14 protein-coding genes and 1 pseudogene are annotated in these 15,117 nt (G+C 45.3%); 5 read left to right on the top strand and 10 right to left on the bottom strand.

What is annotated here, in order from left to right; all coding sequences use genetic code 11:
* Positions 1–184: 184 nt before the first annotated feature.
* Positions 185–1,813, top strand: a complete 1,629-nt coding sequence (locus tag FS373_RS12460) for an ExeA family protein (protein WP_144047783.1) — start codon at positions 185–187, stop codon at positions 1,811–1,813.
* On the top strand, positions 1,813–2,805 hold the full coding sequence (locus FS373_RS12455; protein WP_152829561.1) for a general secretion pathway protein GspB: 993 nt from the start codon (positions 1,813–1,815) through the stop codon (positions 2,803–2,805). The genes FS373_RS12460 and FS373_RS12455 overlap by 1 nt, the downstream gene beginning before the upstream one ends.
* Before the next feature lie 99 nt (positions 2,806–2,904).
* Here the strand turns inward: FS373_RS12455 and nhaD are convergent, their stop codons facing one another.
* Positions 2,905–4,152: a sodium:proton antiporter NhaD gene (nhaD, locus tag FS373_RS12450; RefSeq protein ID WP_144047781.1), complete on the bottom strand. Its 1,248-nt coding sequence runs from the start codon at positions 4,150–4,152 to the stop codon at positions 2,905–2,907.
* 555 nt (positions 4,153–4,707) lie between these two features.
* Between nhaD and FS373_RS12445 the strand changes: the two genes are divergently transcribed.
* On the top strand, positions 4,708–4,908 hold the full coding sequence (locus FS373_RS12445; protein WP_144047780.1) for a hypothetical protein: 201 nt from the start codon (positions 4,708–4,710) through the stop codon (positions 4,906–4,908).
* 223 nt (positions 4,909–5,131) lie between these two features.
* On the opposite strand, the gene hemL is transcribed toward FS373_RS12445, so the two are convergent.
* The 7 genes and pseudogenes from hemL to FS373_RS12410 all read right to left on the bottom strand — a co-directional run bounded on the left by hemL (position 5,132) and on the right by FS373_RS12410 (position 10,409).
* Entirely contained in the window at positions 5,132–6,418 is a 1,287-nt protein-coding gene (hemL, locus tag FS373_RS12440; protein ID WP_144047779.1) for a glutamate-1-semialdehyde 2,1-aminomutase, read from the bottom strand.
* A gap of 98 nt (positions 6,419–6,516) precedes the next feature.
* Positions 6,517–6,685 (bottom strand): annotated as a pseudogene (locus FS373_RS32735) (aspartate carbamoyltransferase); the annotation flags it as partial.
* Positions 6,686–7,096: 411 nt separating this feature from the next.
* On the bottom strand, positions 7,097–7,504 hold the full coding sequence (locus tag FS373_RS12430; protein ID WP_144047778.1) for a c-type cytochrome: 408 nt from the start codon (positions 7,502–7,504) through the stop codon (positions 7,097–7,099).
* Positions 7,505–7,508: 4 nt separating this feature from the next.
* Entirely contained in the window at positions 7,509–7,886 is a 378-nt protein-coding gene (locus FS373_RS12425) for a cytochrome C (RefSeq protein ID WP_144047777.1), read from the bottom strand.
* A complete protein-coding gene (locus FS373_RS12420) occupies positions 7,886–9,112 on the bottom strand; it encodes a sulfite oxidase (RefSeq protein ID WP_152829560.1) in 1,227 nt (408 codons plus the stop codon). The genes FS373_RS12425 and FS373_RS12420 overlap by 1 nt, the downstream gene beginning before the upstream one ends.
* A gap of 2 nt (positions 9,113–9,114) precedes the next feature.
* Complete coding sequence (locus tag FS373_RS31975) at positions 9,115–9,453, bottom strand: c-type cytochrome (protein WP_221937437.1); 339 nt, start codon at positions 9,451–9,453, stop codon at positions 9,115–9,117.
* Between the two features lie 299 nt (positions 9,454–9,752).
* Positions 9,753–10,409, bottom strand: coding sequence for a DedA family protein (locus tag FS373_RS12410; RefSeq protein ID WP_144047775.1), 657 nt, complete (start codon positions 10,407–10,409; stop codon positions 9,753–9,755).
* 188 nt (positions 10,410–10,597) lie between these two features.
* Here FS373_RS12410 and FS373_RS12405 point away from each other — a divergent pair, with 188 nt between their 5' ends.
* Positions 10,598–11,335, top strand: coding sequence for a TerC family protein (locus tag FS373_RS12405; RefSeq protein WP_152829559.1), 738 nt, complete (start codon positions 10,598–10,600; stop codon positions 11,333–11,335).
* Positions 11,336–11,454: 119 nt separating this feature from the next.
* Here FS373_RS12405 and FS373_RS12400 read toward each other — a convergent pair whose 3' ends face one another.
* Both FS373_RS12400 and FS373_RS12395 read right to left on the bottom strand, forming a co-directional pair.
* Entirely contained in the window at positions 11,455–12,276 is an 822-nt protein-coding gene (locus FS373_RS12400) for a substrate-binding periplasmic protein (RefSeq protein WP_227992741.1), read from the bottom strand.
* A 221-nt stretch (positions 12,277–12,497) separates the two neighbouring features.
* Positions 12,498–14,207 (bottom strand): chloride channel protein, encoded by a 1,710-nt coding sequence (locus FS373_RS12395; RefSeq protein ID WP_322619504.1) that lies wholly within the window; start codon positions 14,205–14,207, stop codon positions 12,498–12,500.
* Between the two features lie 99 nt (positions 14,208–14,306).
* Here FS373_RS12395 and FS373_RS12390 point away from each other — a divergent pair, with 99 nt between their 5' ends.
* The gene (locus FS373_RS12390) at positions 14,307–15,068 is read left to right on the top strand and encodes a DUF6776 family protein (RefSeq protein ID WP_152829558.1); all 762 of its coding nucleotides are present in this window, start codon (positions 14,307–14,309) and stop codon (positions 15,066–15,068) included.
* Positions 15,069–15,117: the final 49 nt, after the last annotated feature.

Genomic DNA, 15,117 nt, shown 5'->3' with positions numbered 1-15,117 from the left:
GACCAGATGAGACAGATCTTAACATGTATTAGTCTATTTGATTCAGTGCCGCTTCGACGCTTAATTTTATGATCTTTTATCGCTTTTTGTTCAGCATTTTTTGACAAGGTGAACGGTTAGCTTTAGTTTGAACTGTTTTTTGTATTTTATAACCGATAAGTACAGGTTAAGGATTGATTTCAGTATGTACAAGGCGTTTTTTGGCTTAAGCGATAACCCTTTCTCTATCGCACCTAATCCCCATTATCTATTCCTTAGTGATAGACACCGTGAGGCTTTGGCTCATTTGACCTATGGGTTGGGTGAAACCGGTGGCTTTGTATTATTAACCGGTGAAGTGGGTACAGGTAAGACGACAGTATCGCGCTGCCTGCTTAATCAACTCCCTGAAAATACCGATACCGCATTTATTCTAAACCCATCACTGACAGAGCAGGAGCTATTGGCCACCCTCTGTGATGAGCTCAGTATCGTGTATGACAAAGACCCTAGTTTAAAGCAGCTCACGGATCTTCTGAGTCAGTTCTTGCTGGGTAATCATGAGAAAGGCAGAAATACAGTCCTGATCATAGATGAGGCTCAGCATCTCAGGGCGGAAGTGCTAGAGCAGTTACGTCTGTTGACCAATCTGGAAACAGATACCAAGAAACTCTTGCAGGTTATTTTAATCGGTCAACCTGAGTTACAACAGTTACTGAGAAGGCAAGAGCTTCGTCAGCTGGCTCAGAGAATTACCGCCCGCTATCATCTACTTCCGCTTACGCTCGAGGAGGTGGGCCTTTATGTGCAGCATAGACTTAAGGTGGCAGGGCGTCATGAGCCCTTATTTAATCCAAGGTCGATCAAGGCGCTACATAAATACAGTGGCGGGATCCCAAGATTGATTAACTTGCTTTGTGAGCGTGCATTAATGGCGAGCTATGCCCAGTCTAAGGTGCCTATCGATCAGAAAATGGTGAGTTCGGCAGCAACTGAAGTGTTCGGCCAGGATATCAAACAGCGAAGTTATCTCTTGCCGATAGCTGTAGGGTCGGTACTGGCGCTTAGTTGTGTTTTAGGGGTTATGTTATGGGGGAACCTTTTGCCTGGTAATTCAGCATCAAATTCAGTTGTAAATTCAGTAGTAACTTCAGCGGGCAGCAGTCTAGTTCCACAATCTTCGCAGCAGGAAAATAAGGACCGGGTTTCCAGTTCTAATCAAAGGGTACTCAATGGCGCTATTGCACAAAGTAGAGACATAGATACTGCCTATGCCAGCATCTTAGGCCTCTGGGACCGAGTGCCATATATCGGCCTGTCTGCCTGCCAATCGGCTGAGCAGCAGGGCCTTTCCTGTTTCCAGCAGCAGGGGAATTGGAACTCATTAATTCGGCTTAACTTCCCTGCTGTTGTTTATCTCATTGATAGTCAACAACAGGCTTTCTATGGCACTGTGGTTTCACGTCATGGTGAACAGCTGTTATTACAACTGAATGAACAGCAACTTTGGGTCGACAGAGACTGGTTTACGCGTCATTTTAGCGGTACGTTTGAGATCTTGTGGCAAGCACCAATTAGCCAGCCAAGAGAGATAGGACAAGGCTCAAACTCAGAGCAAATCCAATGGCTTGAAAACAGTTTAGCCAAAATTGATCATACGGCACCAAGATTAGTCGATGGTTTCGATGCGAAATTAGAAGATAAGTTGATGCGCTTCCAACGTGAGCATGGCCTTAGAGCAGATGCCATTGCCGGGAGTCAGACATTAGTTCAGCTTAACCTCTATCTTAGCGCCGAAGGACCCAGGTTAGTCGAAGCGAGAAGGAGCTACTAATGTCCATTCTACTTGATGCGGTGACACGCGCTAAAAGCCAAGAGCTGGATGTTCGTATAGATCCCGTATTAACGCCTAGGGCTCAGTATGATAATTTCTCTGGTAACAGCCTGAGAAATTTAACCGTCCTCTTTGGGGGATTGATTGTCATACTCCTGATCATCATAGCCTGGTTAGGCCAGAGCTATCTTGTCGGTGATTCCAGTCAAGTATCTGAGCCTAAATTGGCACAGCCACTTCTGCAAGAGCCTAAAGAAATGCCAGCCACATCTTCTCAACTAGTTTCATTAGAAAATGAGCAGAGTGTTAGACTTGCAGGAAAGGTGGCCTTGCCAGTAGCGACCGAGCGACCCAGAGCTGAGGGTTATCTTGATAATAGGTCGCAGCAAACGCACTCGGCAGAGCCTAGTGGATATGTTGATAATAGGCTTAAGTCACAGGCATCACAATATGTTGAGCCAGCTTCAACTTCAACTTCAACTTCAACTTCAACTAATAGTCTAGCTGGTGAGCCGATCATGCTGGGGGCTAATGCTAATCAGAAGGGCCAAGATATGCTTGCGGCTCTGAAGTTCGAAGTCAATCAAGCCGCATCTGAGGTTGGATTGGAAACGGGTTCTGCTACGCCGAAAAACTATCAAGATGAAAATAATTTATTGGCCGCCTTTGAGGCTGCGCTAAAAGCGGTTGAAGTAAAAAATTCTCTTGCGGCGCCCATGACTTCGCGTGAACTCGATCCTATACCAGCTACAAAATCCGATACCCTGCCAAAGTATGGTCAGCTACCAGCCGGACTCCAGTTGCAGGTGCCGGAATTTAATATCAACGCCCATGTATATTCCACCAATTCTGATAATCGTTGGCTCAATGTCGATGGGGCTGAGTTGCAGGAAGGCGATAAGATAGGCGGTAAGTTAGAGATCGTTGAAATTAGACCCAGTGACGTGGTGTTATCGATACAAGGCACAAAGTTTAAGGTACCGGCGATATAGAATCTAGGGACTAGGAACCAAGTCGATGTGATTCAGATAATTAAGATAAAAAGAGGGCGCCAATCGGCGCCCTCTTTTTATCTTGTCAGCTAAGCTAGCTTAGCCGAAAAATTTATATGATAGAAATAAGGTTAACGCGTAACCCACGCTATAGCACAATAGCAGCGCAGGTACGTACCTGAGGTAGCTGACGAAGGTGAGTTCTTTAACCTTACTCATGGCTATGATGCCTGCAGCCGAGCCTATGACGAGCAGTGAGCCACCCACACCTACCGAGTATGTTAATCCCAGCCATTCAGGGGTGTTGAGTACCGGTTCGGCTTTTAACAGCGCGGCGGTTAGCGGCACGTTATCGAGTAACGCAGAGCCTATGCCTGTGACAAAATTCGAAATGTTTGGATCAAACTGAGCGTAGACCTGAGTGAGTAGATCTAAGGTACCAATCTCCTTAAGCATGCCAACTAACAGCAAGATACCCAGGAAAAATAGTAAGGTATCATACTCAACTTGCCTGATATATTCGAGGATCTGTAGCTCCTCTTTATTGGTGCGCGAGGTGTGACCGACAAGGAACATGATAGATAAACCGGTTAAGAAGGTCAGCACCGGCGGTACGCCAAACAGGACATTCAGTGCCATGGTCGCCACTATGGTGGAGAAGAATATCATGGCAATAATTACATCGACTCTTTGATAACTCCTGGTTATCGGTGTGGTGCTGACATAGCCTTCAGCCTTGAGGGAAAACAGAAGGGCTAACAGCATCACACTGACCGATGCTGGTATAAAGAGCATCATGAGTTCAGACATTTGTACGTGGCCACCGAGAAAGATCATCAAGGTAGTGACATCACCTGTGATCAAGGAAACTCCTCCCGAGTTGACGGCGAAGATAATTAACACCGCCATGCGTCGGCGCATCTGACTATCGAGCTTAAAGGTCGTTAATAACCCCAGTGAGACCAGAGTCGCGGTGACATTGTCACAGATAGCGGACAGTACCAGAGAGAAGAAAGCGACTTGTATCATGAGTAAACGAACGGATACTCGTTGGGGGAAAATCTTCTGTACCAGTATCTGAATCATGCCTTTCGCGTTGAGATAAGCCACGAATGTCATGGTGGACATGAGGAACAGCCAGAGGCTTGCTATCTCGAGTAGGTTTTCGTTTAGTTCTGCTTCGACGAGTTTCTCATGGCTAGGATCTCCGGCAGAAATAAATAGTACAACCCATGAGATACACCCGAAGAATAGGGTTGTCTTGGTTTTATTGAGGTGAGTGACCTCTTCGAAAATGATACTTAATAAGGCTAAAACAGCGAGGGATATCAGGAATATGTTGAGCATACATCAGTTCCTACAGAAGATTTATTGTTGCCTGGTGTGGGCAAGCAATATCCAGAATTAAGGTTTAATTAAGCTTCGTGTGTTGATCGGGCGGATTAAGCCACACAGATGTTAATAACACAAGTGTTAACTGGGTCTGTTTTCCAGTGTTTTTGTGCTGCAGATCATCTTGCTTACTGGATTAAAGCTTGAATAGGGCTAGTTAAGCCGAAATTTGACCTTGGTTTTTAATTTATTAAATCCTGTTCATCTGATGCGAACATTTGAGAAAGGTCAGCAAGTTGAGAAAAGTGTGAAATATATTTTTCATCATTAGATTGTGTTTGTAACCAAGAAAAAGCGTTGGATGCAATGGCTTATGGTTATGGATTTAATATCCAACGGAGTTAATTGAAAAATTAGTACGCTCGTCATTTTTATGGCGAGGTCAAATAATTGACTGCGCAATAAGTAAACAGTATATTGTGCTCATTATAGCGACTAGGTCTAGCATTTTAGGCTTTAATTCCTGAATGCAGATAAAATCTAGAGCTGAAGTGTTTTGTTGGGGGGCGTATGAAGTTTCTATTTCGAGCCGTGTTGTTGTTAGGCTCCTTATTTTGGTTTGTGATTTGTGCTAAACAGCTAGTTAGTTTAGGCATTGTGAGCAACCCTTCTATTGCCATGGATAATAGCCTGCTGCTTATTCAAGGCGTTATCGCTCTGCTTATCCTGCGCTCGACGTGGGGCTCAAAGAGAAACCGAGATGGTTTTTAGTCTTAAATATTCACTATTGCCTTAGTATCCCGTTAGGGAGTCGACTTAGCCATCTTAGCAAATACACGATCGGCAGCTGTCAGTGTCGCCACTATCTCTTTCTCACTGTGTGTTATAGATAGGGGAAGCTGGCTTTTGGCAACAAAGAGCAGGCAATATAAAAGGATGCTCAGCATCCTTTTATGTTTATGTTTATGTTTATGTTTGCTGTTAGTTAGCTAGTTTACTTAGCCATCTTAGCAAATACACGATCGGCAGCTGCTAGTGTTGCTACTATCTCTTTCTCGCTATGAGCCATCGACAGGAAGCCTGCTTCATAAGCACTTGGTGCTAAGTAAACACCTTCATCTAACATGCCGTGATAGAAGATAGGGAACTTGTCTGCATCACACTTAGTGACTTGAGCGAATGTTGTGACCTTCTCTTCTTCGGTAAAGAATAAACCGAACATGCCACCCACATAGTTGATGGACATAGGGATGCCGTGCTTGTTCGCCGCAGCTTTGAAGCCCTCTGCGATGCGCTTAGTTTTAGCGGCGAGCTCTTCGTAGACGCCGTCTTCACAGAGTGCGTCCAATTGAGCAAGGCCTGCCGACATGGCAATGGGGTTACCCGATAGTGTGCCCGCCTGATATACCGGACCCGTAGGTGCGATAAACTGCATCACGTCTTTACGCCCACCGAATGCGCCAACTGGCATACCGCCACCGATCACTTTACCAAGAGTCGTGAGATCTGGTGTAATGCCGTAGTGGCCTTGAGCGCCGCCCTTAGATACACGGAAACCTGTCATTACCTCATCGATAACAAGTAAGGCGCCGTACTGATCACAGATAGTACGCAGGCCTTCTAAGAAGCCTTTTACTGGTGGGATACAGTTCATGTTGCCAGCAACAGGCTCGAGAATGATACAAGAGATATCTTCTGGATATTGCTCGAACAGTGCCTTGACAGAATCAAGCTCATTATAGCTAGCTGTCAGTGTGTGCTTAGCGAAATCTTCTGGGATCCCAGGAGAGCTTGGCTGACCCAGAGTCAGAGCACCAGATCCGGCTTTAACCAGTAAGCAGTCGGCGTGGCCGTGGTAGCAGCCTTCGAACTTAAGGATCTTGTCACGATTAGTGAATCCACGAGCCAGACGAATTGCACTCATGGTGGCTTCAGTGCCTGAGCTCACCATGCGTATCTGCTCGATGGAAGGCACCATCTCGATGACCTTCTCCGCCATTTTGACTTCAAGCTCAGTCGGGGCACCGAAAGATAGGCCATTTTCAACCGCATCTAAAACGGCTTGACGGATCTTAGGGTGGTTATGACCTAAGATCATCGGGCCCCAAGAACCGACATAATCGATATATGCCTTACCGTCGGCATCATAAATATAGGCGCCATCGGCTTTCTCGATGAAGAGTGGCGAGCCACCTACGCCATTGAAAGCACGTACTGGCGAGTTAACGCCACCGGGAATAGTTTTTTTAGCCTGTTCAAATAGCGTTTCGGAACGGGTCATTATCAATCCTTAAAGTCAGTCGCCAGATTAAAAATCGGCTTTTCGTGAATACCAATTTACTGGACACTCATATTTTCCAGCTGCGAATCAACGCCGAGTGTCCGATAGAGTATATCAGCCCGGTCTAAATTGCCCTCAAGTTGATCTGTTATTGTGATCTTATGCTCGGCATTTTCAATGATCAATGATCACTGATCACATAGTCAAGCATAGAGGGCTCTTTGGGGAGACAAGTGTGAAGCTGACATTTTTATACATGCACAGAAGTGCGTTGCTGTCTTAATGCGTAAGAGATCATGTGGGAAGCAACATCGAATACCTGTTGAACGGCGTCCAAATCGAGCTGGTTTACCGAGAAAATGTGAGATTCTTGAAACTGAGTCATCAGCCTTTATTTCCAATTTCTGGGGGGAGGTTCGACAAGTGTAGACCGAGTCGAGAGCCCTAAAGTTATCTAGGGTGGCTCAGGCGGCACTATACCAGAAACCCCATGTCAGTTAAATATCGTTAGATGGTTTACTGGCAAGTTTGGAGGTAAGTATGAAGAGTGCTCTAAAAGGATTAGGCTAAAGAAAAAGGCTGCCCAGCTAGGGCTGGACAGCAAAAAGACTTACGGCGGCTTGTGGATAGGTACCGTTAATCTCACTTCTTTCTTTGAGCTAATTTACTTTAAGCGTATTACTTTATATTTAGTGGGGCTTGTTGCGAATAATAATAAGCCACATCTTTCATCTCTGTTTCAGACAGCAACCCTGCTTGAGCCTGCATCAAAGGGTTATTACGAACCCCACGCTTAAATTCCATAAGTTGTTTAAACAAATAAGCGGATTTTTGTCCCTTTAAGCTTGGATATGTAGGCATCATTTTTAGCATGGTTTCACCATGACAGGCGATACAGCGCTGGTTCGCTAGCGCTTCTCCCTTGCTGAAGTCTGCTTCATGCTCAAGCACTTTGGTATCAAGCTTAAGCTCTGACACGGCTAAAGTGGCATTGAATGCATCATTGTTTTGGTGCGTCTTAGCTAAAGTCACACCGGTTGAAAGTAGACCAGCTAATAGCAATATTGAATTTTTCATCATTGTCATAGCATTAGCGCTCCTGCTTAGATGGCATCGGAGGCATCAGGTCTTCTTCCAAAGGTTTACGCCTGAAGGTGCGCATATCGATAGCTTTCTCGTCATAATAGGTGGAGAGGTAATCCAATACAGGCTCCCAGGTATCATTGAGATCCCATAAACCTTGGGTATCTATCATCCATTGAATGGTATCCCGCCACACCTCTCGGTTTCCCGGGTTTTGAGGAATAATAAGACTGGTGTGACAGGCATTGCACTGAGCTTTTACTATTTCCCAACCTGGTGCCATGACTAAGCCTGTCACCTCATCGACCGGATATTTTTCGGCTGCAGTGACCGGGAACATCATCCCCGTTATCACTATGCTGGCTGCTATGAGTCGTTTTTTCATTATACGACCCTTATAGCGACTCTATGGCAGCCATTAAATAGATAGCCCTTAGGGTTCCATTGAGGTTGCACCATGGGCTGAGTGTCACCCTTAGTGTCGGTAGCACGGGCCCAGATCTCGTAATAACCAGTCTGTGGCAGTTTTAGGTTTATTTTCCACTGCTGCCAAGCCATAGGATTCACAGGCTTAGTCAGTGAAGCGGTTTGCCAAGTCGTGCCATAATCATAACTGACCTCGACATTGGACACATCACGGGTACCGGCCCAGGCGTGACCACTGACTTCCAATGATTTGCCTAAGCTCTGTTCGCCACCGGTTTGTGGTGCCGTGATAAGGGATTTTACTATCATCTCTTCGATGATTTTATAGTCTTTATTATCGACTTTCTCGCCAGGTGCTACAGGATTCTTTGGTACTTGGTAGGCTGGAGCCCCCATTTTTTTACCGTCGTGAACACGGTCGCGAACTCCCATGCCTATTGCACACTTTTGTGATACCGAGCCAGGTCGTCCACCGAAGACTATTCGCAGCGGATAGCCGTGCATAAATGGAATATCTGCACCATTCATGCCCCAAGCTATCATGGCATTTTCATTCATTGCCGCTTCAATAGGAACACCGCGGGAAATCGCAGCACCTTTGCCACTGATATGCTTATCCGCGCCATAATGCGCAGTGTAGACAGCATTACTCTTAACGCCACAATCGGCCAGTACATCTTTGACTAGCACACCGGTCCATTCGGCGCAGAAAACTGCCGTATTGCTCCACTGATTACCTTTTGCATTGGGATAGAAGTTTTCACGGCTATTACCACCACACTCTAGGACCAGCTGCTGAGTATGGGTCTTAAATTTCTTCTTTAGCTCGGCTATGGTATAGGTCTTAGGTGTCTCAATTGATTCACCGTCTACGGTAAACTCCCAAGTATCAGGATCTATGCTGTTAAAGTCTGGCATCAGTCCATTCCAGCGGATAAAGGCAATATCTGCTGGAGTCTTGGCTGGGGCAAGCAGATGCTCTGGTGGGAAGGCATTCAGTGGACTGCTGTTAAGGACTTTAAAATGCTTTGGAAGATCATCGACATTTTTCCAGGTAACGGCAGAAACGTCGAGGGGAGCCATTCCAGCTGGGCGGTTTTGAGCAAATGCCCAGTTAAGTGGCAGCATTGCGGTGACAGAAGTCGCGACTGCGCCTTTTAAAAATTTACGTCTATCGATAGTCATTATTATTTTTCCTCACCCTTGCTGAAATAGCTTGCCATGGATTCCATCTGCTCAGTTGAAAGCAGTTTTGCCACCTTGCTCATCGTTTTGTCTTGGCGCTGGCCACTTTTAAATTGTTGTAATTGCTGCACCATGTATTGCTGGTTTTGCCATTTGAGGTTCGGGATCGAACTAAACTCGTTGCTGCCATCGCTGCCATGACATGCCTGACACATAGACAGAAGCCTAGCGTCTTTATCGGCAAAGGCTGTTGGACTGACTAAGGCTAAGGTGAGTGGTATGGCTATTAAGAGTCTGACATTGCTCAATATCTTTCGTTTGTTACCGATGTTTACACCCATAATTTTCCTTAAATGAAAGTTGGGGGCACAGTTTTTCACTTTCACTTACAGTAAAAGTTTAAACTTACTTGATTGAGATCAAGGTTTTTAAATAAACTTTGTTGTAAGCCTGTGTAGTGAGTTGGGAAGTTACTGCTAAAAGTAAGAAATGGCATGTAAAAAGTTATAAAAAACCATGAAAAACAAGTTAAACCAATGTGTTAGTTTGTTTTGTTTGTTTAGGGGCTGGAGGAGGGATAAGCTAATTTAGACACTGTTATCGGTGAGCCAGAGGCGCGGAGGCCTCCGGGGCTGGCAAGTTATACGTGTTTCGTTCTTTTCAGAAAATACTTGGTTAACAAGCCAGTTATAGCAACTCCCAGGGTGAGCACTGGCGCTACAATCAGACCCATGGTGATCATTTTTGATATGTTTTGGGGTAATAGCGACATTGAGTAGCCGAGACCCAGTAGTAAACCGCTCCAAACGCAGGCACTCAACCAGGTATAGTATTGAAAGTGGGCTGATTTTTTTATGCGTAACCCCATCATCAAGGGTAAAAGCGAACGTACTACGGGAATAAAGCGAGCGCTGAATAATGCCAGTAGTCCGTGGCGAGTCAGAAGTTTATCCGCGGTTTGTAGCTGTTCACTGGGTACTGCGTCGATCCAGCCTTGTATCTTAGGCAACTTATGCAGCCATCGTCCTTGCATAAAGGCCATGGAACTACCAGTGGCTGCGGCGATAATCAGCAATAGCCAAGTTAAAGGTAAGCTGATTATGCCTGCTGCAGCCAAGCTGCCGGATAATATCACCACACTGTCACAGGGCAGGGGAGCGGCTGGTAAAAAGGCGCTCTCTAGCCAGATCAACATGACTATGCACAGGTAGATCATGGCGGCACTGTCCGGGTTCTGCAGTACGGTGAAGTCCTGATGCCATAAAGCAATGAGCACATGGGTAAAAGAGTCCAGCATGTATGGGTGTTCCTCAAAAATAGCGTAGAGGAGCCAATTCTCACTCCTAAAATTGACTATACCTTAGCTATTCTCCGGGCTTGTGGAATTATTACATTCATAAAGAAAGTTACATCTGGCGTTAATTTCTAATTCATAAACACACTCATACACTGGTGATACTAGGCTTGTTTACTTAGGTGTCTTATATGGAACTCTTGTTAGATCTCAATGTTTGGCTGGCTCTGTTGACGCTGACTTCCATGGAGATCGTCCTCGGTATCGATAATGTTATTTTTATCTCCATCTTGGTCGCTCGTCTGCCCGAGCATCAGAGAGAGCAAGGGCGTGTGCTGGGCCTAGGGCTGGCGATGCTCACCCGCATATTATTGCTGCTTAGCATCGCTTGGGTGATGAAGTTAACCCAGCCTTTTTTTACCGTGATGGGGTATTCGGTCTCGGGCAGGGACATGATCTTACTCTTTGGGGGATTGTTTCTGATCTATAAGAGCACCTCGGAGATCCATGCCTGTTTTGAGGGGCAAGCCGAAGCAGACCCAGAACCTAAGGTCAGTAGTTTCCTGTTTGTCTTGATTCAGATTGCTATTCTTGATCTGGTGTTTTCACTGGACTCGGTGATCACCGCCGTCGGCATGGCCGATGATGTGGAAGTGATGATATTGGCGATCGTACTTGCCGTAGGTGTGATGATGTTTGCGGCCAAAGGCGTTGGGGATTTTGTGGAGCGACATCCTACGGTCAAGATGTTGGCGTTAACTTTTCTAACCTTGATTGGTTTCACCTTGCTGGCCGAAGGGCTCGGTTTGCATATTCCCAAGGGATATATCTATTTCGCCATGGGTTTCTCCGTTATCGTCGAGCTACTCAACTTAAGAGTCAAATCGAAACGACAGGAGAAGTCCCTGTTAAAACTGAAGAGCATGTAAAAAGTGATAGTTAACAGATGATTGTTTTTTTGTTTGTAAGCCAGGTTTAGGTGGTAAATTTGAGAGGGAAATATAATAAAACCATGTGAGCCGAGTACTTGTCGAAGGGTACACAGATTCTACTGAGCATTGCCTAAATATTTCTGGCGTAATTTGGTTAGTTCGCCTCTGTTCATTATCTGTTTAAAATGAGACTTTAACTTGAGGGCTGATATTTTTTCTAAACTCTTATTTGAGATCTGTACCCAAGGCGTTCTTTCCGATACTAGGAAAGGCTCGCCGAAAAGATTTTCATCTCGATTAAGCTGCAGGGCTGCACTAAGAATAGGATCCATCGGGCCTATTACTGCTTCCACATGTCCTGCTATCAACATTTTTACGGCCTGAACAAAATCAGATGTCTTAAAACGAATAATATCCGGGTCCTTGTCTATGTCGTCACTAAATTTAGCCCCTCTTAAATAGGCGATCTTTTTGCCTTTCAGACTATCGAATGAAGTAAAATTTGTGCCTTTGAGGCCAATCACGACATTTTTTAAACTGGGTAGTGGTGCTATGTAAGTAACAAACTCATCAAGTTCTTTGTATTTGAACATGATGGTCATATCTGTTTGTCCGGATTTAAGCTCAAGCATTATTCTGGCATAGGGATAAATTTCATTGTGAGGCAGATAGCCTGATTCTTCAGCCAGCAGGTTGGCAATATCGTAATAGATCCCGCTGGAGAGATATGCAGATGAAGCTGTATTGATTTGGGTTTTAATGCCATAGGGTAAAATGTCGATTGTACGTATTTCTATGATTGGCGAAGAGGGAGGGACTGGCTCTCCATGGGCTGGAGTGAGTGTGAAGCTGGCAAAGAAAAGCAAACTGCAGAGGGATATCCACCTAATGCAGCCGTGGGTAAAGCCTTGGGGGGGATTTCTATCTGCTTGTTTCAAGTCATGCTATCTCAGGTTTATTTACTCTTATTATGAGTCATTTTTTGGGAAGTAATTGAGTTAAACTGTTCAATGATTAATTCATTACAACAATAATCCCTAGTTGAAGCTTTAAAGTTAAGTCAGATTGTAAAAGATGACGAATGAATTATTTTCTGCTTGAAGTCTTTTTCTGATGCTTATCTTGTTAGCTTACGTGAGTAGTCGTGGCTAGATGCTCATTATACTTGCCCTGAACTTATCTCTTTTTGAAGCGCGGCCCAGCTTATTACGCCGATGACATTGTCTTTGTTATCTTGATAGATGTAGACCTCACCGCGGCGTTCACCAGATAGAATTTGGTAGGCTTCGTTGAGAGTCGCTGTATCCGGGAGTCCCTGTATAGGGTGACGGGTCAATGTGCTGACGTCATCAGTCGCTTGCAGTTCAAGTTGTAACATCTGAATATCACCCAAGTTATCTCTCACAAGCACAGAGCGCCCCTCTGCTCGTTTTAATACTTCTAGCAATAACTCCTCGTTATCCTTGACGATAACTAAGCGTCTATCCATCAAGGCTCGAACGCCGGTTTTCATCAGTCCTTGCTTGACTGGTGATACCTTGTAATCAAGGCCCATGATCTCAAGTTGTTTATAAAGCAAGGATTTAGAGTTAAATCCTTGATGAGCGACCAGGAATGCCGGGATACTGACAAACATGGCTGGCAAGATCATCGAGGCGTTGTTGGTTAATTCGAGCAGTGCAATCAGTGCCGCCAAAGGAGCGCCGAGGCAGACTCCCATCATGGCCGTCATGCCTATTATGGTATAGAGGCCGATATAGGGGGCTATAGAAGGGAAAGCCGCGGCACTTATGATAGCCAGGATAGAACCGAGCAGAGCACCTATACCAAATAGCGGGCCTATTATGCCACCAGGAATACCTAGGCCGAGAGCGGCGATGGTGGCAATGATTTTACCTATAAGTAGTGCAATGAGAAAGAGCAATCCTGGGTGTTCACTGATAGCCCTCTCGATGGCTAGATCGCCACTGCCTAAGGCTTCCGGTAAGAATACACCGACTAGAGTGGTGACGATACCCGCCAAGAGCAGACGATAAATCAAGGGCCAGTTTTGTCCCTTGGCGGTGACTTTTAACAGTGAGTAGTTAAACAGGGCTGCAACACAACCTATGATCACTCCCGAGATGGCTAGGATAGGGTATTGGGACAGTGGAATGCGAATGACTCCAATTTGTTCATATTCATGAATATTACCGAAAACCAGCTGGCTCGATACCGCGCCGCAGATGGCCGATATTATGATTGGAAAGAAGTAATGTAGCTTATATTCCCGTAATATGACCTCGAATACGAAAAATACACCGGCCAGAGGCGCGTTGAAGGTTGCGGCTATACCTGCGGCAATCCCCCCTGAACACATGATACGGACACTGTTGTCGGGTAGGTTAAACTTTCTGGCCAGGAAACTGGCACTGACAGCCCCCAGATGTATGGCTGGACCTTCCCGGCCGACGGAGAAGTTAGTGGCAAGAGCGAATAGCGCCTGAAAAAATTGACCTGGGGCCGATTGCAGAGGGACCTTACCATAGTGAAGCTTCACTCTGTGAAGAACATAGGCGATACCCATGCGTCTATAGCGTTTTGACCCCATTCGAGCCACTAGCCAGATTAAAAGTGCGCCCAATATGGGCAAAAGCACTCGCCAGTCGTCCACTATCTCAGTAAAATCGAGTTCGCTGGTTTGGGTATAGTTATTCAACCAGAGTAGAAGTAGTCGAAACAGAATGATCACGCCAGAGGCGATTAAGGCAAATAACAGGGATAACATACACAGTTGCAGACTGAGCTTAGCCTGAGATAGTTTGTCTTGCAGATTTGTTCTCAGGTATATCTGGCATCGCGTGTAGCTGTTTTTAATTCTGTTTTTAATTCTGTTTTGCACCGGATCCTTCCTGAGTTTCCATTGCCTACCATCATTTTGGAGGTGAGATTATTTTATACACTAGTTATATAAAGAGGTTGTTATTGAATGGCAAATTATCAGCGTTGGCTCGATCGTATTCAAGTGTTAGAGCGAAAAGTTCGACCATCGAGTGTTTATTTACTGCTACTGGTATTGCTTGCCTTTGTCTTGGGGGCGCTCAGTTATAATTTATGGTCTGACCATAACCGACCCGTGCTAGAGAATAACACAGAACAGTTAGGTAAATTGACTAAGCAGCTGAATATTCAGGCTCAAAGCTTAGCGGCTAGGAATCTGGAACTGGCTTTATCTAGAGAAACTAACGCTAAGATGCAGGACTTGTTTGCAGAGCAACATGGTAAAGAGAAAGACTTGCTTAGGGAGCTGGCATTCTATCGCAGTATCATGGCACCAGAGAGTATTGCCGATGGCGTAGCCATTCACGGATTAGAGTTTCCCCCTAATCTGCTGCCGAACCAATATCGACTCAAGCTCATCCTAACTCAACTGCAGAAGCGTAAGCAGTCTCTGAAGGGGAGAGCCGAATTTTCATTTGTGGGGGTTCAGGATGGAAAAGTTGCCAAACTTAGCCTGGCTACACTCACTGGTGACATGAGTTTGAGTTTTAGGTTTCGATATTTTCAGGTGTTGGAGACTGAGGTCACTTTACCAGAGGGTTTTAAATTGTCCAGAATCATAGCTAAGGTCATAGTCCCGTCGAGTCGTTGGACTAAAGGATCCCAAGCTGAAATGGAGTTTTCTGCCCTTGACCTGATGCCTGAGAATAATCATGCTGTGACAGATAAAATCGTGAAACCAGTTCAATGAACGACTGAGCCAGTGTTATTATCAAATCACAGTAAAAAAAATACGGCGG

The organism is Shewanella sp. YLB-07 (assembly GCF_009377275.1).
This window is presented reverse-complemented; position numbering and strand designations above follow the sequence as displayed.

Coding starts and splice junctions, on each gene's coding strand:
- FS373_RS12460 (WP_144047783.1), top strand. CDS start 185: ATGTACAAGGCGTTTTTTGGCTTAAGCGATAACCCTTTCTCTATCGCA.
- FS373_RS12455 (WP_152829561.1), top strand. CDS start 1,813: ATGTCCATTCTACTTGATGCGGTGACACGCGCTAAAAGCCAAGAGCTG.
- nhaD (WP_144047781.1), bottom strand. CDS start 4,152: ATGCTCAACATATTCCTGATATCCCTCGCTGTTTTAGCCTTATTAAGT.
- FS373_RS12445 (WP_144047780.1), top strand. CDS start 4,708: ATGAAGTTTCTATTTCGAGCCGTGTTGTTGTTAGGCTCCTTATTTTGG.
- hemL (WP_144047779.1), bottom strand. CDS start 6,418: ATGACCCGTTCCGAAACGCTATTTGAACAGGCTAAAAAAACTATTCCC.
- FS373_RS12430 (WP_144047778.1), bottom strand. CDS start 7,504: ATGACAATGATGAAAAATTCAATATTGCTATTAGCTGGTCTACTTTCA.
- FS373_RS12425 (WP_144047777.1), bottom strand. CDS start 7,886: ATGAAAAAACGACTCATAGCAGCCAGCATAGTGATAACGGGGATGATG.
- FS373_RS12420 (WP_152829560.1), bottom strand. CDS start 9,112: ATGACTATCGATAGACGTAAATTTTTAAAAGGCGCAGTCGCGACTTCT.
- FS373_RS31975 (WP_221937437.1), bottom strand. CDS start 9,453: ATGGGTGTAAACATCGGTAACAAACGAAAGATATTGAGCAATGTCAGA.
- FS373_RS12410 (WP_144047775.1), bottom strand. CDS start 10,409: ATGCTGGACTCTTTTACCCATGTGCTCATTGCTTTATGGCATCAGGAC.
- FS373_RS12405 (WP_152829559.1), top strand. CDS start 10,598: ATGGAACTCTTGTTAGATCTCAATGTTTGGCTGGCTCTGTTGACGCTG.
- FS373_RS12390 (WP_152829558.1), top strand. CDS start 14,307: ATGGCAAATTATCAGCGTTGGCTCGATCGTATTCAAGTGTTAGAGCGA.